This is a genomic window from uncultured Campylobacter sp. (assembly GCF_937996225.1).
In the GTDB taxonomy this organism is placed as follows: Bacteria; Campylobacterota; Campylobacteria; order Campylobacterales; family Campylobacteraceae; genus Campylobacter_B.
This window is the reverse complement of the sequence record NZ_CALKTC010000083.1, coordinates 94308-117090: the sequence shown is the minus strand read 5'-3', so window position 1 is coordinate 117090 and position 22783 is coordinate 94308. Positions and strand designations below refer to the sequence as shown.

At 48.0% G+C, this 22783-nt stretch carries 28 protein-coding genes and 1 pseudogene; 5 read left to right on the top strand and 24 right to left on the bottom strand.

The genetic code is table 11. The annotated features are described in order from the left end of the window. Positions 1 to 277 precede the first annotated feature (277 nt). From Q0174_RS10300 to Q0174_RS10265, 8 genes and pseudogenes are all read right to left on the bottom strand, one after another. The gene (locus tag Q0174_RS10300) at positions 278 to 451 is read right to left on the bottom strand and encodes a hypothetical protein (protein WP_298043782.1); all 174 of its coding nucleotides are present in this window, start codon (positions 449 to 451) and stop codon (positions 278 to 280) included. A gap of 57 nt (positions 452 to 508) precedes the next feature. Then, on the bottom strand, positions 509 to 1105 hold the full coding sequence (locus Q0174_RS10295; RefSeq protein WP_298043781.1) for a phosphoesterase: 597 nt from the start codon (positions 1103 to 1105) through the stop codon (positions 509 to 511). An 84-nt stretch (positions 1106 to 1189) separates the two neighbouring features. Beyond that, positions 1190 to 2683 (bottom strand): RNA ligase, encoded by a 1494-nt coding sequence (locus tag Q0174_RS10290; RefSeq protein ID WP_298043780.1) that lies wholly within the window; start codon positions 2681 to 2683, stop codon positions 1190 to 1192. 291 nt (positions 2684 to 2974) lie between these two features. Further along, on the bottom strand, positions 2975 to 4090 hold the full coding sequence (locus Q0174_RS10285) for a WG repeat-containing protein (protein ID WP_298043779.1): 1116 nt from the start codon (positions 4088 to 4090) through the stop codon (positions 2975 to 2977). 25 nt (positions 4091 to 4115) lie between these two features. Then, complete coding sequence (locus tag Q0174_RS10280; RefSeq protein WP_298043801.1) at positions 4116 to 4364, bottom strand: isoaspartyl peptidase/L-asparaginase; 249 nt, start codon at positions 4362 to 4364, stop codon at positions 4116 to 4118. Beyond that, positions 4353 to 4664, bottom strand: a pseudogene (locus Q0174_RS10275) (isoaspartyl peptidase/L-asparaginase); the annotation flags it as partial. The gene Q0174_RS10280 and the pseudogene Q0174_RS10275, both read right to left, overlap by 12 nt. A gap of 445 nt (positions 4665 to 5109) precedes the next feature. After that, the gene (locus Q0174_RS10270) at positions 5110 to 5547 is read right to left on the bottom strand and encodes a DUF417 family protein (protein WP_298043777.1); all 438 of its coding nucleotides are present in this window, start codon (positions 5545 to 5547) and stop codon (positions 5110 to 5112) included. A 188-nt stretch (positions 5548 to 5735) separates the two neighbouring features. Continuing rightward, a complete protein-coding gene (locus tag Q0174_RS10265) occupies positions 5736 to 6992 on the bottom strand; it encodes a thiamine-phosphate kinase (protein ID WP_298043775.1) in 1257 nt (418 codons plus the stop codon). Between the two features lie 421 nt (positions 6993 to 7413). On the opposite strand from Q0174_RS10265, the gene Q0174_RS10260 reads away from it, so the two are divergent. Next, positions 7414 to 7674 (top strand): hypothetical protein, encoded by a 261-nt coding sequence (locus Q0174_RS10260; RefSeq protein WP_298043773.1) that lies wholly within the window; start codon positions 7414 to 7416, stop codon positions 7672 to 7674. Here the strand turns inward: Q0174_RS10260 and Q0174_RS10255 are convergent. Next, positions 7671 to 9035: a hypothetical protein gene (locus Q0174_RS10255; protein ID WP_298043771.1), complete on the bottom strand. Its 1365-nt coding sequence runs from the start codon at positions 9033 to 9035 to the stop codon at positions 7671 to 7673. The genes Q0174_RS10260 and Q0174_RS10255 overlap by 4 nt on opposite strands. A 182-nt stretch (positions 9036 to 9217) precedes the next feature. Between Q0174_RS10255 and Q0174_RS10250 the strand changes: the two genes are divergently transcribed. From Q0174_RS10250 to Q0174_RS10235, 4 genes are all read left to right on the top strand, one after another. Next, entirely contained in the window at positions 9218 to 9355 is a 138-nt protein-coding gene (locus tag Q0174_RS10250) for a hypothetical protein (protein WP_298043769.1), read from the top strand. 113 nt (positions 9356 to 9468) lie between these two features. Further along, complete coding sequence (locus tag Q0174_RS10245; protein ID WP_298043768.1) at positions 9469 to 9621, top strand: hypothetical protein; 153 nt, start codon at positions 9469 to 9471, stop codon at positions 9619 to 9621. A 3-nt stretch (positions 9622 to 9624) separates the two neighbouring features. Continuing rightward, positions 9625 to 9957, top strand: coding sequence for a hypothetical protein (locus Q0174_RS10240; RefSeq protein WP_298043767.1), 333 nt, complete (start codon positions 9625 to 9627; stop codon positions 9955 to 9957). Between the two features lie 20 nt (positions 9958 to 9977). After that, on the top strand, positions 9978 to 10448 hold the full coding sequence (locus Q0174_RS10235; protein ID WP_298043766.1) for a hypothetical protein: 471 nt from the start codon (positions 9978 to 9980) through the stop codon (positions 10446 to 10448). Positions 10449 to 10537: 89 nt separating this feature from the next. Here Q0174_RS10235 and Q0174_RS10230 read toward each other — a convergent pair whose 3' ends face one another. From Q0174_RS10230 to atpD, 15 genes are all read right to left on the bottom strand, one after another. Next, positions 10538 to 12004, bottom strand: a complete 1467-nt coding sequence (locus tag Q0174_RS10230; protein ID WP_298043764.1) for an aldehyde dehydrogenase family protein — start codon at positions 12002 to 12004, stop codon at positions 10538 to 10540. A gap of 452 nt (positions 12005 to 12456) precedes the next feature. Beyond that, complete coding sequence (locus tag Q0174_RS10225) at positions 12457 to 12678, bottom strand: hypothetical protein (protein WP_298043761.1); 222 nt, start codon at positions 12676 to 12678, stop codon at positions 12457 to 12459. Positions 12679 to 12938: 260 nt separating this feature from the next. Next, positions 12939 to 13688, bottom strand: coding sequence for an ATP-binding protein (locus tag Q0174_RS10220; RefSeq protein WP_298043760.1), 750 nt, complete (start codon positions 13686 to 13688; stop codon positions 12939 to 12941). After that, positions 13685 to 14383 carry a 5'-methylthioadenosine/adenosylhomocysteine nucleosidase gene (locus Q0174_RS10215; protein WP_298043759.1) on the bottom strand — a complete coding sequence of 233 codons (699 nt, stop codon included), beginning with the start codon at positions 14381 to 14383 and terminating at the stop codon, positions 13685 to 13687. The genes Q0174_RS10220 and Q0174_RS10215 overlap by 4 nt, the downstream gene beginning before the upstream one ends. Continuing rightward, entirely contained in the window at positions 14380 to 15324 is a 945-nt protein-coding gene (fabD, locus tag Q0174_RS10210) for an ACP S-malonyltransferase (RefSeq protein WP_298043757.1), read from the bottom strand. The genes Q0174_RS10215 and fabD overlap by 4 nt, the downstream gene beginning before the upstream one ends. A 9-nt stretch (positions 15325 to 15333) precedes the next feature. Continuing rightward, positions 15334 to 15945, bottom strand: coding sequence for a peptidylprolyl isomerase (locus Q0174_RS10205; protein WP_298043754.1), 612 nt, complete (start codon positions 15943 to 15945; stop codon positions 15334 to 15336). 50 nt (positions 15946 to 15995) lie between these two features. After that, positions 15996 to 16652 carry a tetratricopeptide repeat protein gene (locus tag Q0174_RS10200; protein ID WP_298043752.1) on the bottom strand — a complete coding sequence of 219 codons (657 nt, stop codon included), beginning with the start codon at positions 16650 to 16652 and terminating at the stop codon, positions 15996 to 15998. Between the two features lie 163 nt (positions 16653 to 16815). Beyond that, positions 16816 to 17289, bottom strand: coding sequence for an OmpA family protein (locus Q0174_RS10195; protein WP_291938293.1), 474 nt, complete (start codon positions 17287 to 17289; stop codon positions 16816 to 16818). 55 nt (positions 17290 to 17344) lie between these two features. Further along, positions 17345 to 18592, bottom strand: a complete 1248-nt coding sequence (tolB, locus tag Q0174_RS10190) for a Tol-Pal system protein TolB (RefSeq protein ID WP_291938295.1) — start codon at positions 18590 to 18592, stop codon at positions 17345 to 17347. Next, positions 18589 to 19002 carry a hypothetical protein gene (locus tag Q0174_RS10185; RefSeq protein ID WP_298043751.1) on the bottom strand — a complete coding sequence of 138 codons (414 nt, stop codon included), beginning with the start codon at positions 19000 to 19002 and terminating at the stop codon, positions 18589 to 18591. Before Q0174_RS10185 ends, tolB begins: the two co-directional genes overlap by 4 nt. Before the next feature lie 18 nt (positions 19003 to 19020). Continuing rightward, complete coding sequence (locus Q0174_RS10180; protein WP_298043749.1) at positions 19021 to 19998, bottom strand: TonB C-terminal domain-containing protein; 978 nt, start codon at positions 19996 to 19998, stop codon at positions 19021 to 19023. Continuing rightward, positions 19991 to 20389 (bottom strand): biopolymer transporter ExbD, encoded by a 399-nt coding sequence (locus Q0174_RS10175; RefSeq protein WP_005869629.1) that lies wholly within the window; start codon positions 20387 to 20389, stop codon positions 19991 to 19993. Before Q0174_RS10175 ends, Q0174_RS10180 begins: the two co-directional genes overlap by 8 nt. Continuing rightward, the gene (locus Q0174_RS10170) at positions 20389 to 20964 is read right to left on the bottom strand and encodes a MotA/TolQ/ExbB proton channel family protein (protein ID WP_005869630.1); all 576 of its coding nucleotides are present in this window, start codon (positions 20962 to 20964) and stop codon (positions 20389 to 20391) included. Before Q0174_RS10170 ends, Q0174_RS10175 begins: the two co-directional genes overlap by 1 nt. A gap of 2 nt (positions 20965 to 20966) precedes the next feature. After that, a complete protein-coding gene (gene atpC, locus Q0174_RS10165; protein WP_291938303.1) occupies positions 20967 to 21371 on the bottom strand; it encodes an ATP synthase F1 subunit epsilon in 405 nt (134 codons plus the stop codon). 10 nt (positions 21372 to 21381) lie between these two features. Beyond that, the gene (gene atpD / locus Q0174_RS10160; protein ID WP_298043747.1) at positions 21382 to 22779 is read right to left on the bottom strand and encodes a F0F1 ATP synthase subunit beta; all 1398 of its coding nucleotides are present in this window, start codon (positions 22777 to 22779) and stop codon (positions 21382 to 21384) included. Between the last annotated feature and the right edge of the window lie 4 nt (positions 22780 to 22783).

The window sequence follows — 22783 nt, the reverse complement described above, 5'->3', positions numbered from 1 at the left end:
TAAGTGCGCAGATGTTCTTTAAAACGCACCGATCTTTTAAAGCGTGCGACAAATTTTAAAATTTGTGCGTAGGCAAAAGGGCAAAATTTGAACGGCGAAGTTAGGTTTTACCGTTTTTAAATTTGACTCCGTCTTTCATATAAATCAAATTCTGGGATTTTTGAATAAGTCATTAAATTTAACCAAATTTGACCCCGCCCGAGTCAAAATAGGCGTGGCAAATTTGATCGTTTCTCACCGAGTACTTCCCTGTTTCCGCGCTATCTGCTAAAACCGATCATTTCTCGCCGAGCGGCCAATAAACGATCGGTTTGGCTCCGAGCCTTGCTCCGCCGTGATACATGCCAAGCTTGTCTTTCGTCCACGCAAAGCCCGTGTGCCCGTGCTTATCGATCGAGATGATGTCGCCGAGCGCTTTGCCTATCCCGGTATTATGCGAGCGCCTTTGCAAGATATTGCGGCAGGCTGCGCTTAAATCAATGCTATGGCTGTCCGTGTTTGGCTTTGATCACAAATGTCTTGCCGAGATTTGCTTTTGCCCTAAAATTTGCACGATTTCATCTAAGCTTAAAATTTTGCCGTGCGAGTCAAAGCCTACGTTTAGTATGCGCCCCTCCAGGCTGGAAGCGCGGTCGTGCAAGTGCCCGTGAAGCATAAAAGAGCCTTTCGAGGCGCGGTTGTGCTCCTCTACGGGGTAGTGAAACATACAGATGCTCATACCTGTTTTGCCGTCCTTTATCGCGCCCGCGCCGCCGTCAAAATTCAGCTCCTTGTAGTGCAAGATATCGCTAAAGATAGGATTTCCGTCGTCTTTTAGCTCGCGTAGCAGCGCTTCTTTGTTTTGGCTAATGAGCGTATCGTGGTTGCCTAAAATCAGCACATGCGAGCCGTTTAGCCTACGCGCGACGCTTTTTAGATCCTTTAATTTATTACAAAATGCAAAATCGCCCAGATCATAAACCGTATCCTCGGGCCCCACTACGGCATTCCAGAGCTCTATTAGCCTTTCATTCATCTCGCCTACGTCGTTAAAAGCCCTAAATTTAGGGCAGTATTTCATAATATTTGCGTGATAAAAATGCAAATCGGAGGTAAAAAATATCATCATTTTTCCTTTAAGCTTTAATCGCCGCATCAAATTTGAGCTTTACGTAAATTTACGCGGCGCCAAATATTCCCACGATAAACGTTAAACTTTTTCTAAAAATTCTTTTATAAAGCCTAGCTTGCCCTGCTCGTCAAGGGATCTGAATTCTCGCTCGTTTGCTTTGATGTGATCGACCAAAGGGTGAAATTCCTCATCGAGCTTGGTTTTATCCAGTTTGCCGGAAAGCGCCTCGTTTTTACTGCGAGCGAAAAATTTATTCACGAGATAATAAGGCGTTTTCATCTTAAAGCAAAAGTCATTCTGGCTCGGGATATACACCATAAAGCCCTCGAATTTCGCCTCTTTGACTATATTTTTAAGCTCCGCAAAGCTCGTTTTTAGATACTGCTCGCCCTCCTTATAAAAAGGTCTTTTTAGCGCTGCAGCAGTGCTTGCAGCGATCTTATCCAGCTCAAATTCGCTCTCTTGCGCGCCGGTTTTAGCGTCGATAAGCCCGATAAAGGTCTCTCCAGGCTCCTCTTCTACGATGTGCGGGTCGCTCTCGTCGGTGATCTCAAATAAAAAAGTTTTATTTGGATAGCGTTTGAAAATCTCTTCAAATTTGCAGCAGTGCTCGCGCGCCATCTGCGCAAATCTACTATCGGTCGATCCCGTCGTGGAGTAGATGACGCGGCGGTTAAAGCTCGCGCCACTTTCGCCGATATCTACGTAGGTGCAACACCCCAAAAAGCCGTTTACCTTTCGCACGGCAAGCACGGGCGTATCGTCTGTGATATCGATAGGATAAAGGCTTTTGCGCGAGGTAAATTCCGAATAGTTATAGACCTTTTTAAACGGACGCACGATGATATTTAGATTCTCGTCCATTATGAGCCCGCGCATCTCAAGTAGCGCCTTATCCCAATCGGCTTTGAAAAAGACGCGTTTTGAGTATTTATAGGTGCGAAGCTCGGGATAAAGCTCGCTTTGACGCGCGCTCCAGAGCCTTTTATCTTGCGTGGCGGCAATATATTTTTTCGTTACGTAGGTATTTTTCGCCGCATCAAAGGGCAGATCGCGCCTGTTTAGAGCCGCCGCGTCTTTGATCTTTTGCGCTACGCTTTCGCTCATAGGATTGACGGGCGGGATCAAAATTTCGCCCTCTATTTTGTTGTTTGCGACCTTGATAAACATCGCTATTACGGTATCTTCATCGACGCCGTGCTCGGAGGCGAAGAAATTTTGCATTCTAAAGCATTCAAAAATAAATCCATTTTGGGCGGCTTGCTCTTTTAGGCCTAGCAGCTCTTTGGTGCGCGCGCTCACGTTGCTAAGCACGATAAGAACGTCTTTATCTTTGTTTTCCAGAGCAAATTTATACGCCTGCTTTATCTCGCGGGCGACCTTGCGCTTTGCGTCCTCCAAAAGCTTCGGCGACCAAGTATAAACCCCCGCCTCATCGGTTAGAAACATATCGTTTTCCAGATGATAAATTTGTGCCTGCGGATATTCGTTTTTAAATTCTTTAATTTTCTCTTTTGCGAAAGTCGTTTTACCCGAGCCCGCGTGTCCGCGAACGACTATAAATTTTCTCATTTTACCGCCTTGATTTTATGTGGCGATATTCTACCTGAAATTTGTATATTTTGCTATCATGTGCAAAATTTAAGGCAAAAGTTAAATACGGATGAAAGTAAATTAAAACAACCAAAGTTTTATTGTCTGCGTTGAATTTAACTCATATTGTAAAAATTAAATTTACGTTATTTTTTGGCAAAATAGGTCTATTGGGTTTTAATGTGACATAAAGGCGAGAATTTAGCGACTGAATGTAGCTTGTTGGTTCAAAAGAAGCAAAGCGCTCGCCAAAACCGTCGCAAATTTACCTCAATCTTCTATCTCAAAGTAGTAAGAAATAGGCAGAATTCGGCCCTTTTTGTCGATAAAAACGCTTTTGTAGTCTACACTAGCGGCCGTCGCGTTGCCCTCAAAAACAAATATGCTATCGAATTTTGGTTCTATGGCGACCTTGCCGTCTATGTCTAGGCAACCGCTTTTTCTATTTACCCTGAAATTTAACATTCCGCCGTAAAACTCGTCAAATATATAGTCGAATTTTTGTGGCTCAAAGATAAATTTACCACTTTTATCTATGATACCCCACAGCTCGCCGACCCTCACTACGGCACGTTCTTCTTTAAATTTATTTACTTCGTCAAAACGCGGTTCTATCGCGAAATTTCCGCTTTTGTCTATAAAACCCCATTTGCCGCCCGATTTTACGGCCGCTAGCCCTTCGCTAAAGAGCGACGCTAATTCAAATTTAGGCTCTATAACGACGTTTGCGTCCTTGTCCACAAAGCCGTAAAGTCCGTTAAATTTTACGGATGCTAAGCCTTCTGTGAACTTTAACGGGTAGTTGAAATTTAGCTTTGAAACGGTAGCGCCGCTTTTGTCTATCACGCTCCATTTGTCGCCGATGCGCACCGAGGCTAGTCCATCGGAAAACGACCTTACCTCGTCGTAGCGCAGAGGAATGATTGTTTTGCCGTTTTTATCCACGTAGCCGTATTTCATCCTGCCGTATTTCATCTCGCCCACGAGTATCGCGCCATCTCTAAAGGCTATACTCATATCGTCAAATTTGGGTTCTACTACGACCTTGCCTGTTTTATCTATGAGGCCGAATTTGCCGTTTTTGACGATGCCCGCTAACCCCTCGGTAAAACTAGTTTTAAAGTCCATACCGGGCGCCAAACGTAAGGCAAATCTGCCGTTTTCGTCCATAAAAAAGGCCTGTCCGCCTATAAAAACCACGCAAAGACCGTCAGAAAAGGTTCCCGTGACCATAAAATTTTTACCTACAGCTTTTATGTTGCCGTCTTTATCCACGGCATTGCCATCCGCAAAAACCAGCCCGTAGTCCGCTAGTTCACCCTGCCCGATTATCTTAGCTTCAAGACCGAGCAAGCCTAAGAGAAGTACCACTAAAATTTTTTTCATTTTTGCCCTTTTTGTAAATTTAAGGCTAATTTATCCCGCCCAGCAGCTCTTGCGTCTGCTCGAAGCTAAATCCCTCTTCGGCGTCTTGTTTTGGGAAGTTATCTATAAATTCTTTTTTCGAGATAGCAAGGTCTAGCTCTTTGTCGCTACCCTTTTGATACGCGCCGATGCGGCCGGTAATTTTGTTGATCATGCCGCCTGTACTGGTCGCCGCGGCTATGTTACCGTTTTTATCTAGCGCGACCGCGCCCGCTTTTTTGGTCGAGCCGTCCATGATCGAGGCGTCGAGCTCGTTAAATCCGTCGGCGGTAAATACCGCGCCCTTGCCCGCGTTGAAATTCGGATCGTCCTCAAGCACCATTATCGCCGCCGTTACGGCATCCATCGCGCTGCCGCCCCGTTCAAGCACGGCTTGACCCGCTAAAAGCGCTTTTTTCATCGGCTCTTCGCGGATTTTAAATTCCTCCTTGGTTAGATCAAGCCCACTGGTGCCGCCGTGAATGACGATAACCGGGCTAAATTTCTCCTGCGCATTCGCAGCCGTTAGCCCGAGCAGGGCCAGACTCGCCGCCATAAAAACGGCCTTTGAGAGTGAAAAGTGCTTCATATCTCATCCTTTCGAAAAAATTGGAGAATTTCTAAGAAATGATATAACTTTGCGCTTTTCGTTTCGCTTAATCAAATGCGAATTTGGCTGGATCTAAATCTAATGCTTTGAGCTTAGGATTAAGCTTTCGCTGTCAAATTTAACGCGACTCAATTTGTGGCACAATCTGATAGGTCGATTTAAATTTTATAAATTTGGATTTGAGCGTTGGCAAAATTTAATTACCGCAGCTCGATAAATTTCAACCGCACGTCATAAAATTTTAACGCGAGGCTGTATTTTAAACGGCGCCGCGCAAGCAAGCTCAAGCACGCACCCGCCGGCAAAGCAGGCCTCAAATCAAAAGCCTCAAGCTCGCCGTGCGCAATCATTTAGTGTTGCGTCGGAACCGACGCCAGTATGTTTTGACGGCTCAATCGCAGCTTTTTTCTCCGCGACAAAGGCGCGTCAGGTCGTATTTTAGCAGCACCAAGCCAAGGCCTAGCAAGAAAAGGTCTTTAAAGATAAAGCCGTCGATCTTGCCCAGCTGCGGCAGTAGGCTGAGCGTAGTAAACGCCATGACGATCACGATGAGATCGCCCACGATGCCCGCCTTCGGCTTGAAAAAGCCCGCGATGAGCGAGAGATAGCCCACGGTCTCCACCACGCCCAAAAAGTAGCTCGCGCCGGCGTCCCCGAGCGCTGAGGGCAAAAACGAAAGCCACGTCTGCGAAAAGAGCGGCTTTAAAGCCTCCACCTCGAACTCAAACCACTTGTAGTTGCCCATCACGGCAAGCACGATGATAACGGAAAGTCTGGCGAATATAATATCCGCGTCGCCTGCGACAAATTTTTTTACGATCTCCCTCATACGGCTCCTTTGTAAATTTTGTAGCGGTATGATAGCGAGCTTGCGTGTAGGCTACGTGAAGAGGCGAAATTTCAAATTCCAAATTCCTCGGCTTCATAAAATTCTACGCCTCCACAAAATTTCGTGGCTCTGCGAAATTTCAAATTCCATGCTACGCGCCTTAAAATTTAAAGCGGTCGCGGTAAATTTCAAGGCGCGAAGTGGTGCGAGCTGCCGCGAAATTCCATCGAGCTTTGCGGCGTGCGCGGGCAAACCTCGGCGATGATATTGATCGAAACGCCCGACTTAGCGGCAATCGCGTAGATTTTAGGCAAAAACTTCGGCGCGAAGCTGAACAAAATCTCGTACTCCTCGCCGCTTTGCAACGCAGCCTCGCTAGGGCGGGCGATCCAGCGCGCACCCACGCCGCTAGCCTCCAACAGGCGGGGCAAATCCTGCGCGAGCCCATCGCTAATGTCCATCGCCGCGCTGATGAACTTCGCCGCCTTGTAAAAAAACTTATCGCGCAAGACGGGCCTGACGAAGCGCGAATTTTTTGAAATTTGCGCGCGCAGATCCTCGCGCAGATCAAACACGGAGCCTTCATATGCCTGGCTTTGAGACACGGAATTTTCGCATGCTGGACTTTGCGCCGCAGAGTTCTTGTGATCCTCTCCGCTCTGCACCGCGAAATTTTGCGCCGAAATTTCGGCATCCAGGTTTAGCGGCTCGACGTACGCAGGTGAAATTTTATCGTCCAGACTTTGCGGCTCAAGGTCCAAAATTTGCATTGCCGAAGTTTCAGCATCCAGATTCTGTAGCTTAGCATGCGCGGGCGAAATTTTATCGCCCGAGTTTCGCACCTCATCGCCAGGATTTTGTGCCGTCGAAGCCTCGGCGTTGAGACCTTGCGGCGCGGTGCTTGAGCTTTGCAGCGATGAAATTTTATCGTTTCGGTTTTGCGTCTGCGAGCTAGCGGGAAAAATTTCATCTCTTAAAAGCACCGCCAGATCGCGCCCGACGCTACCCAGCTCGCCAGTATGCGCGATGAGATCGCCTACGCGCGCGCCGCTGCGAAACACGGGGCGCTTGCACTTGCCGATCAGGCTCACGCTAAGCGCGATGCGATCCGAGCCGATCGTGTCGCCGCCAATGATTCGTATGCCCCATTCCCGCGCCGTTTCGCTCACGCCTGCGCACAGCTCGTCGATCTCGCGCGTGCTGATCTCGCGCGGCAGCGCAAGCCCTAGCAGAGCGTATTTGGCGCGCGCATTCGTCGCGATCATGTCCGAGATATTTACGAGCATCGCCTTTGCGCCGATCTCACGCAGGCTCAGCCAGCCGCGGCGAAAGTGCACGCCCTCGACGAAAAGGTCCTTGCAATACGCTCGTTCGCCGATCACGGCGCAATCATCGCCGTTAAGTTTCGATCTAAATTTATCAAAAATATACTGCTCCTTATCCATGCGCCCTCCGTTAAATTTAGCGTTACCACAGCCGCGCGAAAGCTAAGAAACCCGAATTTGCGGGCCTTTGTTTAAATTTCATCGCATACGCGCAGCAGGAGTTCTACGCTCCGCTTTGCAAGATTATAGCGTAAATTTAGATTTTCGCCGCGCGAGTTTGGCTGTGGACTTGCGTACGGCTCAATAGCAAAATTAGCAATCGCGTGAGTTTTGAGGCTTTGGTGCGGCTCGGTATGACTACTTGATGCGGACGGAAGTCTGCGATAAAACGGCGCCCGACTGACGCACAAGTAGTCCCCAAAGCCAGCTATAACTCGCGCGCGACACCGAACCGCGTTCATAGCGCACTCAAAAGCGCTCGCAAAGCTTCATATACTGGCGAAATTGCGACTTTTAGTGGCCGCGATACAAAGACGATGCGATGCGAAGACAAATCGCCGCGCAGGCACGGATACCGCTTCGAATCTACGGCGCGGGTATAAATTTCGCTTTCAAAATAGGGCTTCAAAAGCGCGAGCTCCGTCATGCGGTCTTAATCTGCCGCAGGCCCGCACCGCCCTCAAACGACATAAAATTTTGCCACGCCCTAAGCGCTCAAACCGCGCAACGCCCCAAGCCGAATTTCATCGCAGCACAGCGGCAAAATTTCACGAAACTCCGCCGTCGCCTAGCAACCCGCTAGCCCTTCTTTAGCTTCCTAAGCTCACGCAGAACCGCCGCTTTGTTCTTGCGATCTTTTAGCGCATCGTAGCACTGCGCGAGCAGCTCTAGCGCGTGAGCCAGAGCCTGCTTGTAAGCCGGCAGCTGCTGATATGCAAAAAGCGCCGCCGCATCGTCTCTCATCGCCGCGAAATGTCTCAGCGCCGCAGACGGATCGCCGCGTATCATCGCGATCTCGCCTAAAATCTCGTGCCCGTCGTAGCCCGAGTGCTCGTAGGCGGTGCCGCGCATGCCCTCGTAGAGCTTTACCGATCTGTTCGCGTAATCCTGCGCCGCGGCTAGATTTTTCTGCGCATAGCTCGCAGAAATTTTACTCGCGTCCGCCTCTTTGTAAATAGCCAAAAATTGTCGCGCGATCTGTAGATAAAGCCCGCCCGTATCGGGCTCCGTCGCATCCGAAAGCTCCGCTGCGGCAAGCAGATGCTCTAGCGCGGCGGCACACTCGCCCAGCCCCGCATACAGCTGCGCGTAATCCCGCGCGAGCGAAGCCCTACGCGCGCGCTCGTCCGATCCGTCCTCTATAAACGGGCGCAGATGCAAGCAGTGCGCCTCCCATTCGGCCAAATCTCGCAGTGCACGACGCTTGGGCTCGGGTGCGGGCTCATCAAAAGCGGAGCCAGCCTTAGCGCGCAGATACTCGCACGCGCCGCTAGCTCTGCCTTCGGCCTCGTAAGGATTGGACACGAGCGCTTGCAATCGGGCAAAAATCTCCTCCGCACGCACGGGATCGCTCTGTAAAAACATAGTCCAAATAAACAGCGCTCGCTGATATTCGCTCGCAGCGCCCTTACGATCGCCGCGAGCCTCGTAGATGCGCCCGAATGTATAAGCGCTCTCGTAATTTACGGCATCGGCATATATCTCCGCCACCACGCTTTGCATGGAGCTCGCGTCCGTCGCCAGCGAGACGGCGGCGTCGGTATCGCCGCGCTGCAGGGCGATCCGCGCGCGGACAAATCTGCTAAAAATCCGCCCTACTTCGATGCGCTTTAGCTCGCTAAGCTCCTGCGCCCGCACGGCAAGCTCTTCGGCGCGCGAGATCTCTTTGGCAAGCAGCGCCCGATCGGCATTTTCTAGCAATCCCCAAATTTCGCGCATAGAAGACGCGGTGGAATTTTTAGCGGAGACATTCGCAGAGGCTGTGTTTTTCGAGGCGGAAATCTCGGACGCGGCGGGATTTTTGACGGCATTGTCTGCACCGGTAGAATTGGCGGCATCCTTTACGACGGCGCCGTTTGCGGCAGGGGTGTTTTCGGCGTGCGGCGAGACCTGCGTGCAAGCGGCAAGAAACAAGCCGAGCGCGACGTAAGGTAAAATTTTCATAGATGGCCTCCGAAATTTTTGCCCGATTATAGCAAAACAAAGTTTAAATTCCGCGGCGGCGGAGCCTGCGTAGAGCGGATCGAGCCTGGATGAAATTTTAAAATTCTACCGAGCGACGTTCGTAAGCCGCGCGAGTTTGGGCGCGGGCTTACGTATGGCTCGATAGCAAAATTAGAAATCGCGTGAGTTTTGAGACTTTGGTGCGGCTCGGTGCGAACGAGGCCTGCGATGAAACAGCGCCCGAGACTATCTCTTGCATGCACCCATCTGCGCGCACTCGCGCAGATGACGGCTCTTTAAACGGTGATTTGAAATTTTAAAATTTAGCCGTAGCCGCTGGCAAGATTAAATTTAAACGCTGCGTAAGCGTAGCAAAGATAGAATTTAGCGCTAAATTTAAAGCCGTAATGCGACATTCAAGCAAGGAGATAAAATGAACGATACGAAACCGAGCGAGCCGCTACTAATCATAAAAAGGGCGAGGCGTTTTTACGGACCTTTTTATGCGGTAGTTAAAATTTTGCAATTTTATCTCGCCATTGTTTTTATAATGCTTGACAAGCCTTATGCGCCTATCGTAGGCTAGGTGATGCTGATCGGGCTTTTTTACGCAGAGATTATCCCGAATTGCTTTAAATTTATTGCATGCTACGATGATCGTATGGTCGTGAAATATTTTTTCTGGGAAAAAGTTATTATGCTTACAGATATAAAGGAATTCACCGAATATAAAATCCCTATATCATTTAAACAAATTTTAGCCATAAGACTTAAGCCTAAAATTTATGATATATTGATTTATCTAGGCTCGATCTCTATACCGATGGATTACATAGCCAGCGATGATTTTGAAAAGCTGGAAATTCTACTGAAAGAACGCAATGTAAGATATTTCAATTTTAAAAATTTCAAATATGAATAAATTTTATCTGAGGAGCAAAAATGAGCAATACGAAACCGAGCGAGCCGCTACTAATCATAAAAAGGGCGAGGCGTTTTTACGGGCCTTTTTATGCGGTAGTTAAAATTTTACAATTTTATATCGCCATTGTTTTTATTATGCTTGATAAACCTTATGCGCCTATCGCAGGCTGGGTGATGCTGATAGGGCTTTTTTACGCAGAGATTATTCCAAATTGCTTTAAATTTATTGCGTGCTACGATGATCGTATAGTAGTGAAATATTTTTTCTGGGAAAGAGATATTCCATTTGATGAAATCAAGTATTTTTGGGTATTTACATATTTTTTAGGGCACAATAAATTTTTTATTAAACTCAAATTTAGCTTTAAAAATTTGGTACTAAATATTTGCTCGATAGTTATACCGATGGATTATATAACAAAAGAGGATTTTGAAAAATTAAAAATTTTAATGAGTGATAAAAATATTGAATACAGGGATTTTATCTAAACAGAAGCAGTCTTAAAATTAAATACTCAATCAAGTCAATCAGAATAAAATTTCGGGCGGCGTAAACCGCCCGAGATACCCCTAAGCCCTTACTGCTCGTAAAAGCCGCTCGGTTTAGAGATCGTGTCGATGTAGATGTTTTTGGTCTGGGTGTAGTGCTCCAGGATCATCTTGTGCGTTTCGCGACCGATGCCCGATTCTTTATAGCCGCCAAACGGCGCGCCGGCGTGGATCTGGTTGTAGGTATTGACCCACACGCGACCCGTCTCAAGCAGGCGTGCGACCGTGAGCGCTTTTGCGATGTCGCGCGTAAATACGGCGCCGCCTAGTCCGTAGAGGCTGTCGTTTGCCATGCGGACGAGCTCGTCTTGATCTTTAAATTTAATCACGACGCCCACAGGACCGAAGATCTCCTCTTGCGCGACGCGCATGTCGTTGCGCACGTCCACGAGTAGCGTAGGCTCGACGAAAGCCTCTCCCGCGCTATGTCGCTTGCCGCCCACGGCGATCTTAGCGCCCTCCTCTACGCCGATTTTTACGTACTCTAAAATTTTATCGGCTTGCTTTTTGTTGATCTGGCATCCCATCTGGGTGTTTGGATCGAGCGGATCGCCCACCTTAATGCGCTTAAATTTCTCCACGAGCGCCGGTACGAATTTATCGTAGATGCCCTCCTGCACGAAGATCCTACTTCCCGCGCAGCAGACCTGGCCTTGGTTGAAAAGAATTCCCAGCTGCACGCCGTCGATCGCAACGTCGAAGTCGCAATCGTCAAAGATGATATTTGCGCTCTTGCCGCCAAGCTCAAGCGTAGCGGGGATAATCTTTTGCGCTGCGGCTAGCGCGATACCTCTGCCGACCTCGGTCGAGCCCGTAAATGCGAGCTTATCGAGCCCTTTGTGAGTGCGGACGAACTCGCCTGCTTTGCTTCCTTTGCCGGTTACGACGTTGATGACGCCCTTTGGAAGTAGCGGCGCGATCAGGCGGATGAACTCCAAAATGCTAAGGCTGGTCTCAGAGCTTGGCTTAAACACGCACGTATCGCCCGCGGCAAGTAACGGAGCGAGCTTCCACGCGCCCATTAAAAACGGGAAATTCCACGGCACGATCTGTCCTACTACGCCGATCGGCTCGCGCAAAACGACGGATAGATAGCGCTCTTTTAGCATATTGGCGCTGCCCTCCTCGCCCAAGATCACGCCCGCAAAATAGCGGAAATGCTCGATCGACCACGCTACGTCGACCGCGCGCGTCTCGCGGATCGGCTTGCCGTTGTCGATAGTCTCTACGGTGGCGATGAACTCGGCGTTTTGCTCTAGGAAGTCGGCGATCTTGTTTAGCAGCGCGCTGCGCTCATAAACGCTAGTTCGGCGAAAGCTCTCAAACGCCTTGCGAGCCGCGGCAACCGCTCTATCGACGTCCGCCTTGCTAGCATCTGCGATCTTTGAAATTTTCTCGCCGGTAGCGGGATTAAAAACGTCTAGGCTCGCGCCGCCTTCGGCACCCACAAACTCGCCGTCGATGAAAAGCTTATAGCTTGGTTGGATTGTAGCCATGCTTACTCCTTTGTGAAATATGACATTCGCTATTATATATCCGCGGCGGTTAATGCGGCATAAATTTCGGAGCGAAAATCGGTTAAAATTTCGCGGTGTGTAAATTTGAGAAGCAATGCGGCGCCCGCGAAATTTTAAAATTTAATCTGCGTGCGCGACAGCGGAGGTTTTGAGCGGCTTTGAAGCGGCGCGAAATTTAACCCGGCGCGAGCGGCGAAATTTCAAAAGGTAACGTTTATGGAATGAGAGCGAAAATTTGGCTACGATAAAATTTCAGAATTCGGCTTTGCTAAATTTTAAAATTCGGTTGCGTTGAAATTTTAAAATTTGGCTCCGCCGGAATTTTAAATTCGGCTTCGTTAAAATTTTGAAATTTTACGGGATTAAATTTCTAAAGCATTTTTTGAGATGGAATTTCTACAACTATCTTTCGCGCAAACTTTGCAAGCCCCTTAAAGCTCGCCCGTAAAGCTCGCTTGGACACGGGCGATATCCGAGCGAGACGGAAGTGCGGCGCCGAAAGCGGCCGAAGCTGTTTTGCAAAAGTAGATGCAGGCGGCGTAACCCGTCACTCGTAGCTTCTCGGGTACAGAGGGCGTAACCGCTCTGGCGTGCAGCCCAAGCTCGTGCGCGTAGTTTAGACGCAGGGGCAACTGTTCGCGCAGCTCGCGCACAACTCAGATGCAGAAGCCTACCACTCTAGCGCACAACTCAGATGCAGGAGAGCAATCGCTCGCACCGCAACTTAAACGCAGTGATCCAACCGCTCGCGCTGCGGCTCGCGACCCGTTCGAGCACAGGGAGGACAACTGCTCTTGCGTGTGTCAGGCTCATTCAAGCCAAAAAATCGAACTAGGCGCGCGAAACTCATGTTATCGCAAGAACTGCGCACTTTGAATTCGTTTTAGCGGAGGAGTGCAAACCGCTTAAAATTTTAAAATTTAGGCTCGAAAAAGGTCTCTTCGTGAATGTTGGCAAAGGCGGTTTGCAGGCTGATAAAAAACCTCGGATGGACCTTTTCGTACTGCGCCAAAAGCTCCTTCGTAGCGGCGCGCGCGGTGGGCTTCTTGCCACCGTATTGCTTCGCGGGGCAAACCTCCTCCTCGCGCATTATCGGAAGTTCGTTATCTCTGGCGCAGGCGGCGATTTGGCGCTCGCGCGTGAGAATAAACGGACGGATGATCACAAGCCCGTTTTCGGCGACGTAGCGCGGAGCGAGGGTGCGAAGCGCGCCGTTGAAGGTGAAATTCATAAAAAAGCTCTCCGCGGCGTCGTCGAGGTGGTGGGCGATGGCGATCTTATTAAAGCCATGTTCAAGCGCGTAGGAGTAGATGTATCCGCGCCTCATACGCGAGCAAAAGCTGCAAAACGTGGTGTTTGCGCGGATCTTTTCCTTGCCGAATTCAAAAATTTTAGTATCGATTATCTCGTAGGGGATCTCGTGCTCTTTAAAATGCGCGCTTATCTCGCGCAGATCCTCGCCGATGCCGTAGGTGACGGTGACAGCTCGAAACTCCCAATCTAGCGGGCTTACGCTTTGGAAGTGCTTCAGCACGTGCGCCAGGCTCATGCTGTCTTTACCGCCGCTAAGAGCTAGTAAAATTTTATCGCCGCGCTCGAACATCTTGTATTTGGCGTTGGTTTGTCCGACGCGGCGAAGTAGCTTTTTGGAGAGGTTTATCATAACCTTTCGATCATTTTTAGGACAAAATTTGCGCTCGTCTGCGCGCTTTTTACCATAAATTCATCAAAATCGAACTCGGCTTTGTGCCCCGCCTCGTCGCTTATCGCGCGCAGTACGCAAAACGGCACGCCCAGCGCGTCGCACACCTGTGCCACGCTCGCTCCCTCCATCTCGACCGCGCTCGCATCAAACGTCCGCTCAATCCAGCTCTTGCGCTCCTCATCGCCCACGAACTGATCGCCGCTAGCGATGATGCCCGATTTTAGCGTGATGCCTAGCTGCTCGGCGACGCTTTGCGCGATAGAGTTTAGCTTCGCGTCGGTTTGGACCAAAATTTTACTTCCCGGCACGAATCCGTGCGGATGCCCAAACGCCGTGATGTCCAGATCGTGCTGCACGAGCGCGGTGGCGTATAAAATTTCGCCGATCTTGATGCCGTGCTTCAAAGCTCCCGCGACGCCCGTAAAAATGAGCGCGCGCGCGCCGAATTTCTCGATCATAACCGTAGCCGTTAGGGCGGAATTTACCTTGCCGATCTTCGAATATGCGATCACTAGATCGTGGCCAAAAAGGTGCGCGAAATAAAATTTATTATTCGCGTGCTCCACGGCCTCCACGCTTACGCCCCTTTCGCGCAGCGCAGATAGCAGCGGCTCGATCTCTTCGGGCATAGCCCCTAAGATCGCTACTTTCATCCATTCTCCTTTGCAAATTTCAAAAACTCGTCTAAGCTCGCAAGATCCATGATGCTGAAGGTCGGCTTTTGCGTGATCTTTTTGTTTATCCCTTTTAAAACCGCCGCGCCGAACTCGACGAAGCAGTCCGCTTCGCTCTCGTAATTTTTGATGCTTTGCTTGTAAAGCACGGGGCCGATAAGCTGGGCTCTAAGTAGCTCCAGCGCTTCGGATTTCGTCGTGTATGCTCGTGCCGTGGCGTTAGCGACGACCGGAGCGAAACTCTCTTTTAGCGCGGGGCGTAAAAATTCCAAAAGCTCGTCGCTGGCACTCCCTAGCATCGGACAGTGGCTCGCGACGCTCATATTCAGTAACATCGCGCGCTTTGCGCCCGCGGCTTTAAACTCGCCCTCGAGCGCTGCGAGATCATCTTTTTTGCCCGCGACTACGATCTGCCCGTCGCAGTTATAATTCGCCGCCCAAACCTGCTTGCCTGCGCTCGTCGCATCCGCGCAAATTTTCTCGACCGCCTCGTCGGCAAGAGCCAAGATCACCATCATTCCGGCGCCCTTGCCCTCGCAGGCGCTCTGCATTAGCCTACCGCGAATATTTACTAGCTTTAACATCTGCTTCGGCTCCATGCCTCCAGCGGCGCTTAGCGCGCTGAATTCGCCCAGCGAATGTCCGAGCAAAAACTGCGGAGCGATACTAAGCTTTTCTTGATCCGCTCTTTCTTGCAGCGCCGCAAGCGCCATCATGGAATTTAGCGCGATAGCGGGCTGCGTAAATTCCGAAACGTCGAGCTTGTCGTTAGGCTCAAACATTAAATTTTTAAAATCGATGCCGGTAAAACTTGAAGCCTCATCCAAAAGCGCGCGCGCAGGATCGGAGCTCTCGTAAAACTCTCTGCCCATGCCTACGCTTTGGCAACCCTGTCCGGGGAAGATAAAAGCAAATTTCATAAAAAAAGCCTAATGTTCGTGGTGGTGTCCACCGCAGCATTCATGACCATCTGCATGCCCATGGCCTCCGCAACACTCGTGATCCTCTGCGTGATCGTGTCCGTGTCCGCCGCAGCACTCGTGCCCCTCGTAATGGTTGTGTCCGCAGCCGCAGCTGTGAGCACCCTCCGGCTGGCCGGTAAGAATTTCGTCCGCCGTCGCTTCGCGATTCTCGACAATTTTTACGTTAAATTCCAGCTCCTTGCCCGCGAATGGATGGTTAAAGTCGATGGTAACGTCCTGCTCGCCGATAGCTTTGACGCTCACGCGGGTAGTCGCGCCGTCCTCCGCCTGACCGAAAAGCTCCATGCCCACCGCCAGATCGATACCCGCAAACTGCTCTTTAGGCAAAATCTGCACGGCATCCTGCTTATACTCGCCGACCCCGTCGCTCGGGCTTATGCGAACAGTTTTGCTCTCGCCCGCTTGTAGATTTAAAATTTCATCTTCTAGCTTCTGGATGATTTGATCTTTGCCGCTAAGAAAGGCGATCGGGTCGGAGTTGAAATTTGACTCCAAAATTTCGCCCGATTTGGCATCTTTTAGCTCATAATACATCTTTATAACTCGGTTGTTAGCCATAGTTTTCTCCTGTTTAAAATTTTATTTTTAATTTTATATTTAAATTTAGGTTATCTAGCAGGCGCGACTTTAGCTTCTTTGGAGTCTGGATATGAAGCTTTTAGCGCTTTGTAGAATTTATCTGCGCTGTCTTTATCGCCGATCTTATCGAAGCTGATCGCGGTGTGATAAAGAAGTTTTGGGGTGTAGTCTTGGCTCTCGTTGTGCGAGATGCTCTTTTTGTAATAGTTTATCGCTTCTGCGTATGAGCCAGAGAAATATGAAATTTCGCCCAGCATGTAATTTGCCTTAGCGGGCTTGTAGTTCTTAGATACTAAATAATTGTAGCGCTCTTTTGCGCCCGAATAGTCTTTTTTGGCATATAAAGCGTCGGCCTCTTTCAATACTGAAGCTTGATCTTTTGATTTAAAATCGGAGTCTGATTTTGTACTAGCAGAGACTGAAGCAGTATTTGCGTCTAATTCAGCGTTTTTTTTTACGCCGCTGCCACTACCTAATTTTTTATTGATTTCAGCAATTTGGGCTTTTATAGTTGCGATATCTCGCTTCATCTGATCTAGCTCGCTGTTGCCTTGGCTTTTGCCCATAGTACGAATTTCTAGATCCGCCACCCTGTTTTCCAGATTAGAAATTTTAGAATTTGTTCCTTCAAGGACACTTCGCAAGCCTTCTACGCTCTCGCGAGTACTATCAACGCTCGACTGCATCTCGCTTATACGCTTGCGGTTATCGCGTAATACTTGTTCATTTTCAGTTAACCCGTAAGAGCTACCTGAATCAATATTGCCAGCATCAAATGCAGAAGTTTCTGCATTTAAAAAAGTGGCAGCTCCCAAAAGAGCCGCCACCGCGAAATTTTTAAATTTCAAATTAGAATCCAACTTTGAATTCGTCGCGTCTGTTTTGAGCGTCGCACTCTTTAGAATGCTCTGTGCAAGCCATATTGCTCTCGCCGTAGCTTACTACGGAAATTCTGCTCTCATTTACGCCTTGAGCAACCAATGCGTCTTTAGCTGCAGTAGCTCTCTTTAGACCAAGAGCATAGTTGTACTCATCAGAACCCCACTCATCGCAGTTACCCTCAACTTTAACGGTTAGAGACTCTGCGCCTGCTTGGTTGAATAAAGCTGCGTTATTATTGATTGTGCCTTGTTGATCGGCTCTAATATTAAATTTATCAAAGTCGAAATAAACAGTACCAACTTCACTTTGGATCTGAGATGCCAAAGCAGCTAGTCTATCTGCATTACTTGTGCTTGTAGTATCGGCCTCTGGGGTCTTTTTAGAACAACCGCTCAATAATAGAGCAGCAACTGCTATCGAAGATAAAACTAAATGTTTCATTTTCTATCCTTTCAAAAAAAATTGAAGTCATTATATCACGAGATTTTTTAATATTTTACCAATCAACCGATTGAATTTTACCCACTCTTAACGGAAATTGGAAACTTTTATTCTCGTTAACTCTGATAATACCTACCGAGCTTCCGCCGCCGTCTTGCTTGATAAACATAATGCTGCCGCCATCGCTAGAAAATCTAGGAAACATATTTTTGCCACTAGCCGTTAACTGGCGAATCATATCGGTTTGGGTAGAGATTAAATATATATTAAATCCGCCCCCGCCGTCGCGACTAGAGTAAGTAACATAATTGCCATTTGTGCTAATGGAATTGTTATTTTTGCCGTGATAGACGAGCTGCTGAACGTTGCCACCGTTTATGCTAGTGGCAAATACGTTTGGATAACCTAAACGATCGCTCACAAAAGCCACGCGCGAATCGCCGTCGATAAAATTTCCATTTACATCAATGCCTGCATAATCAGTAATTTGCTTAGCGCTGCCCGAGGCTATATCATATAAATAAATATCGGGTTGATCTTTAGGCGCATTAGTGATTAGAAGCTTTCTGCCGTCGGCGCTTACATCTGAAGCTATCGTCATGCCATGACCGGTAAAAATTTTACTCTTGCTACCGTTGGATAGATTAAATTTATAGATAGCGGGCGTATTTTTATTGACATAGTAGGTATAATAAAATTCGTTCTGCGCTGCGCTTGCCCATTTAGGGAAGATATTTAATCCGCCGCGAAGCACAACCTGCTGGTAAGTAAGCGTATAGTCAGCCACCATGATCTCGCTCTCACGCGTCGAAGTGTAGCGAGAGAGCAAAATCATCTCCTTCATCCAATCGACGTTTGAGTACCCTAGCTGCTTGACGATCTCAGATACCGCCATGTGTGCCAAAAACGGATACTTTTCGGCATTTGAAAGCGTAAAGCTCTTCTCGTACATCACCCTGCCGCTGTTCGCTTCAAGTACTTTGGCTTTTAGACTCATCGGCGAGCTTTTATCACTTACCGCGTAGCGCACGATCAGAGCGGCACCGCTAGAGCCTAGATTATCGGAAGCACCCGCATCATAGCTGCTTTGTAGATACTCGTCGCTGACTTCAAAAGTCGCGCCGACCTTTAGATCGCCCACCATAAGTTTAAAGAATTTGTTACCAAATTCTGAATTTGCAAGGTTCGATGCATCTTGAACGACGATTTTAGGTAGATTTACCCCTTCGTTTACGATAGACATAGTCGCATCTGCCGCGAAAATGCTACTACAAAATGCAAGAATCAAAAGTAGTTTCTTCATCTTTTCTCCTTAATTTGATCTGATTTAACATTATATTTTAAAAAAATCGCAAATTTACGAGGCTTGTTGTCTGGCGCTTTTGCAAAGCGTTGTTTCGAAAGCCTCACCAAAAAGTCTTTAAGTTTTTTGCGAAATATCTCATCCCCCTCCAAATAATCTGTGCTATAATCAATAACTTCCCCACCAGCACTTAAACTTACGTTGAGTAGCACACTGCCTTCAGCAGGGGTTATTTTTTGCGCCCGCCACAAATAACCCAGCTGTTTTTTAACATCATTATAATAAATCTCAATCTTATAGGAATTTTGAATTTCAATGTTTAAATTTGAAGAGGTAGAATTTTTAGTAGAATCCGCATCTTCTGCAAAAAGCATACAGCAAAACGCAAAAATACAAAAAAGTCTCTTCACTTTTTTCCTTACAAAATTCTAATTTGTCTTCATCACGTCGGACATCCTAGTATCAATCTCATGCGACGCTCCGTCGGGAGACTTCGGGAAAGTCTGAGTCGATAGATTATCCAAAAAATCCCGCAACTTCTGATTAAATTCCGTCTCTCGCCCCAACTCTATAATAGTATAATCCGCCACTCGCCCATCTGCGCTAAAGACTATTTTAATCCTTGCGTCGTCCTTTGCGGTCGCCACATATCTGCTCCATAGAACTTGAAGCTTCTTTTCGATAGCGCCGTAATAAGCGTTATACTCGCCCGTCCTTTGCGTCCTGCCGCCAAGCTTATCGGATTTGACCACAGCATTTTTAGATGCCGCTTTATCCTTAGCACTAGAGGTGGCGGTTTCTTTATCGGACTTTTTGTTACTCTGAACGGCGTCGCTAGCTTTAGCGCTCTCCTCAAGCTTCTTATTGTCCTTAGTCGTATCCGAAAAAAGATCGCTCAAGCTCGGTTTTTCCTCTTTTTTTGGCTCCGGCTTAGTTTCCTCTTTCTCTACTACTTTTTCGGAAGGTTTATCTTCCAACTTAGGCTCAGGCTTGGGCTCCTCTTTTTTGGGCTCAGCTTTAGGCTCGTCCTTTTTAGGTTCCGGCTTCGACTCTTCCTTCGGCTTTTCGGGCTCTTTCGGCTTTGCCTGCACCGGAGGCGGCGGAACTACTTGCGCCGTAGTCTTAATTTTATCCTCCGGCACGTCCTTAATATTCTTATTTTCAAACTCGCCCTGCTTCGTTTCTTTAGCGATTTCAGGCGCGGACGGAAGTTTATCATCTATTTCGAAATCAAAAGTAACATCCATATAATCGTTGGGATTGTCGGTATATTTTTTAAATTTTTCCTGCGGCTTTGAAATTTGATATAAAAGAACGAAAATCACCAGCAGATAGGCAAAAAGGGCGATTAAAAACGATTTAAAATTATCGTATTTAACCCCCGTAAAATTTGAATAATTAGCCATTTGTTTGAAGCGCGACTTTAGTAAAACCCGCTTGCTTTAAGCTCTTTAAGACAAACATTACATCGTCATAAACGAGTCTCTTATCGGCTTGGATATAGACGGGTTTTTCCAAGCTATACTTGCCGGTGCCTTTAAGCAGCACGAGATTATCCGGGAATTCAGCTAGGCTCATCGAGCTTTTGTCGATATAAACCTTGCGATCTTCGCCGATACGCACAAGCAAGAATTCCGCGGTATTTTCCGAAACCTGTGCTTTTGAGCCACTAGGCAGTTCGATCTTCTCATCGTAGATAATCGCCGTTTGCGCGACCATTAAAATCGCTAGCAAAACAAGCATAATATCGACGAGCGGAGTGATATTTAACTCTGGATTTTCGTCGAAATTATACATTAAATAGCTTTTCCAGTGTTTGCTTTAAATAGCAAAATATCCGCTGTACGATTTATAATACTCATAACTTCGTATGCTTTGCGTTTTATAAGTAAGCTAAAGGTGTATGCGGGTATCGCTACAAAAATTCCACATCCTGTGGCAACTAGCGCCTCACTGATCGCAGGAGCGATAGTATCGATGCCGGAATTTCCGCCGCCGAGCTTGGAAAATGTGTGAAGTATACTAACGACCGTACCAAATAGCCCGATAAATGGCGAAGTGGATGCGACGATAGATAGCCAGGTAAGTCCGCTAGTGGAGTCGCGTTCGGCTTTGCCTTTATAAATTTCCAAGGCCTCTTTTGAAATCTTATCGGTATTTACTTTTTGAAAAATAGAGCCCGAAAGCGAAATCCTACCACCCATAAGCAAGGATTCGAGTGCCTTTGCTTCGCGGTGTTGCCACGCACTAAGCCCTACAAATCTGGAGATCAAAATCGTAAAAGTAACGACAAAATAGACGGATAGCCAAGAAAGCACGAATATCGTAATAAACGTACTTCTCGTAAAATAACTTAAAATTAGATCTAGCATATTTAACTTTGCCTTGCGAATTCGTCGACTCTAGCCATAATCGCTGCGGAATTTGCTGCATCGGAGCTAATGGACGCAAGCATATCTTTGGCGCGCTGCAAAGATTTCGCTACGGCGCTTTCGCTATCACCTCCGATAGCTACGGCTTGAGTGGCTAGAATAGTAGTTTTTTCTTCTGTAACTTCCAAAAATCCGTCGTTTACCAAAACAAGCTGCTTTTTGCCGTCTTTATCTACGATCTCAACGACTCCGCCTTCGCTTTTGTCTTTAAGTCCCGTTAGCAAGCTCGCATGCCCTGGCAAAATACCCATTTCGCCAGTGATGCCAGGGAGTTGGACGGATTTGACTTCGCCCGAAAAGACCATCCCTTCGGGCGTAACGATATCTAAAAGCAAAAATTCTTTCATCTTAAAATTCCTATGCTTTCATCTTTTCGGCTTTTGCTACTACCTCGTCGATATTTCCCACCATATAAAAGGCATTTTCCGGCAGATCGTCGTATTTGCCCTCTAAAATTCCCTTAAATCCCGTGATAGTCTCCTCTAGCGAGATATATTTGCCCGGGCTTCCGGTAAATACCTCGGCCACGAAAAACGGCTGAGATAGGTAGCGCTCAATCTTTCTAGCGCGCTCGACTACGAGTTTATCCTCTTCGCTAAGTTCATCCATACCTAAAATCGCGATAATGTCTTGCAAATCTTTATATTTTTGAAGTACTGCTTGAACGCCGCGAGCGACCTTGTAATGCTCCTCGCCGATGATTTGCGGATCGAGCATTCTTGAGGTCGAATCAAGCGGATCGACGGCAGGATAAATTCCTTTTTCGGCAATCGCTCTGTTTAAAACGGTCGTCGCATCAAGGTGCGCGAAAACGGTCGCAGGAGCTGGGTCGGTAAGGTCGTCCGCAGGCACGTAAACGGCCTGAACGGAGGTGATAGAGCCCTTTTTAGTAGAAGTAATTCGCTCTTGCAGTTTACCCATTTCGCTAGCAAGCGTAGGCTGATAGCCGACCGCGGACGGAATTCGTCCCAAAAGCGCGGACATCTCCGAACCCGACTGCGAGAAGCGGAAGATATTGTCAATAAACATTAAAACGTCAAGCCCAAGCTCGTCGCGGAAATACTCAGCCATCGTAAGACCGGTTAGCGCGATACGGTTTCTCGCTCCCGGCGGTTCGTTCATCTGACCGTAGGTCAAGGCGACTTTATCCAAAACGCCCGATTCTTTCATCTCGTTATAAAGGTCGTTTCCCTCTCTCGTTCGCTCGCCGACGCCTGCAAATACGGAGTAGCCGCTGTGTTTGAAAGCGACGTTGTGGATCAGCTCCATAATGATGACGGTCTTACCGACGCCAGCACCGCCGAATAATCCTACCTTGCCGCCCTTTGCGTAAGGGGCGAGCAGATCGACTACCTTAATGCCGGTTTCAAAAATTTCACTCTTCGTGCTTTGATTTTCAAAGCTAGGCGGATCTCTGTGGATCGACCAGCGAGTTTCAAATTTTTCATCCTCGCCTTCGTCGATCAGATCGCCCGTGACGTTAAAAATTCTACCCAAAACCTTCTCGCCTACTGGCACCGTAATAGGCGCACCCAGAGCCGTAGCCTCAAGCCCTCGCCTAAGTCCATCGCTCATATCCATAGCGATCGTGCGGACGCGATTGTCTCCAAGGTGTGCGGCTACCTCTAGGATCAACCTGCGATGAGCGCCCTCGACGTCAAATTTAACCTCGATAGCTTCATTAATCTTTGGTAAATAGTCCTTGAAATCGACATCAACCACGGGACCCATTACCTGAGAAATTATTCCTTTCATCCGT

Coding starts and splice junctions, on each gene's coding strand:
- Q0174_RS10295 (WP_298043781.1), bottom strand. CDS start 1,105: ATGATATTTTTTACCTCCGATTTGCATTTTTATCACGCAAATATTATG.
- Q0174_RS10290 (WP_298043780.1), bottom strand. CDS start 2,683: ATGAGAAAATTTATAGTCGTTCGCGGACACGCGGGCTCGGGTAAAACG.
- Q0174_RS10285 (WP_298043779.1), bottom strand. CDS start 4,090: ATGAAAAAAATTTTAGTGGTACTTCTCTTAGGCTTGCTCGGTCTTGAA.
- Q0174_RS10280 (WP_298043801.1), bottom strand. CDS start 4,364: ATGGACGGCTCGACCAAAAAAGCGGGCGCGGTCGCGCTAGATAAAAAC.
- Q0174_RS10270 (WP_298043777.1), bottom strand. CDS start 5,547: ATGAGGGAGATCGTAAAAAAATTTGTCGCAGGCGACGCGGATATTATA.
- Q0174_RS10265 (WP_298043775.1), bottom strand. CDS start 6,992: ATGGATAAGGAGCAGTATATTTTTGATAAATTTAGATCGAAACTTAAC.
- Q0174_RS10260 (WP_298043773.1), top strand. CDS start 7,414: ATGCGAAGACAAATCGCCGCGCAGGCACGGATACCGCTTCGAATCTAC.
- Q0174_RS10255 (WP_298043771.1), bottom strand. CDS start 9,035: ATGAAAATTTTACCTTACGTCGCGCTCGGCTTGTTTCTTGCCGCTTGC.
- Q0174_RS10245 (WP_298043768.1), top strand. CDS start 9,469: ATGAACGATACGAAACCGAGCGAGCCGCTACTAATCATAAAAAGGGCG.
- Q0174_RS10240 (WP_298043767.1), top strand. CDS start 9,625: ATGCTGATCGGGCTTTTTTACGCAGAGATTATCCCGAATTGCTTTAAA.
- Q0174_RS10235 (WP_298043766.1), top strand. CDS start 9,978: ATGAGCAATACGAAACCGAGCGAGCCGCTACTAATCATAAAAAGGGCG.
- Q0174_RS10230 (WP_298043764.1), bottom strand. CDS start 12,004: ATGGCTACAATCCAACCAAGCTATAAGCTTTTCATCGACGGCGAGTTT.
- Q0174_RS10220 (WP_298043760.1), bottom strand. CDS start 13,688: ATGATAAACCTCTCCAAAAAGCTACTTCGCCGCGTCGGACAAACCAAC.
- Q0174_RS10215 (WP_298043759.1), bottom strand. CDS start 14,383: ATGAAAGTAGCGATCTTAGGGGCTATGCCCGAAGAGATCGAGCCGCTG.
- fabD (WP_298043757.1), bottom strand. CDS start 15,324: ATGAAATTTGCTTTTATCTTCCCCGGACAGGGTTGCCAAAGCGTAGGC.
- Q0174_RS10205 (WP_298043754.1), bottom strand. CDS start 15,945: ATGGCTAACAACCGAGTTATAAAGATGTATTATGAGCTAAAAGATGCC.
- Q0174_RS10200 (WP_298043752.1), bottom strand. CDS start 16,652: ATGCAGTCGAGCGTTGATAGTACTCGCGAGAGCGTAGAAGGCTTGCGA.
- Q0174_RS10195 (WP_291938293.1), bottom strand. CDS start 17,289: ATGAAACATTTAGTTTTATCTTCGATAGCAGTTGCTGCTCTATTATTG.
- tolB (WP_291938295.1), bottom strand. CDS start 18,592: ATGAAGAAACTACTTTTGATTCTTGCATTTTGTAGTAGCATTTTCGCG.
- Q0174_RS10180 (WP_298043749.1), bottom strand. CDS start 19,998: ATGGCTAATTATTCAAATTTTACGGGGGTTAAATACGATAATTTTAAA.
- Q0174_RS10175 (WP_005869629.1), bottom strand. CDS start 20,389: ATGTATAATTTCGACGAAAATCCAGAGTTAAATATCACTCCGCTCGTC.
- Q0174_RS10170 (WP_005869630.1), bottom strand. CDS start 20,964: ATGCTAGATCTAATTTTAAGTTATTTTACGAGAAGTACGTTTATTACG.
- atpC (WP_291938303.1), bottom strand. CDS start 21,371: ATGAAAGAATTTTTGCTTTTAGATATCGTTACGCCCGAAGGGATGGTC.
- atpD (WP_298043747.1), bottom strand. CDS start 22,779: ATGAAAGGAATAATTTCTCAGGTAATGGGTCCCGTGGTTGATGTCGAT.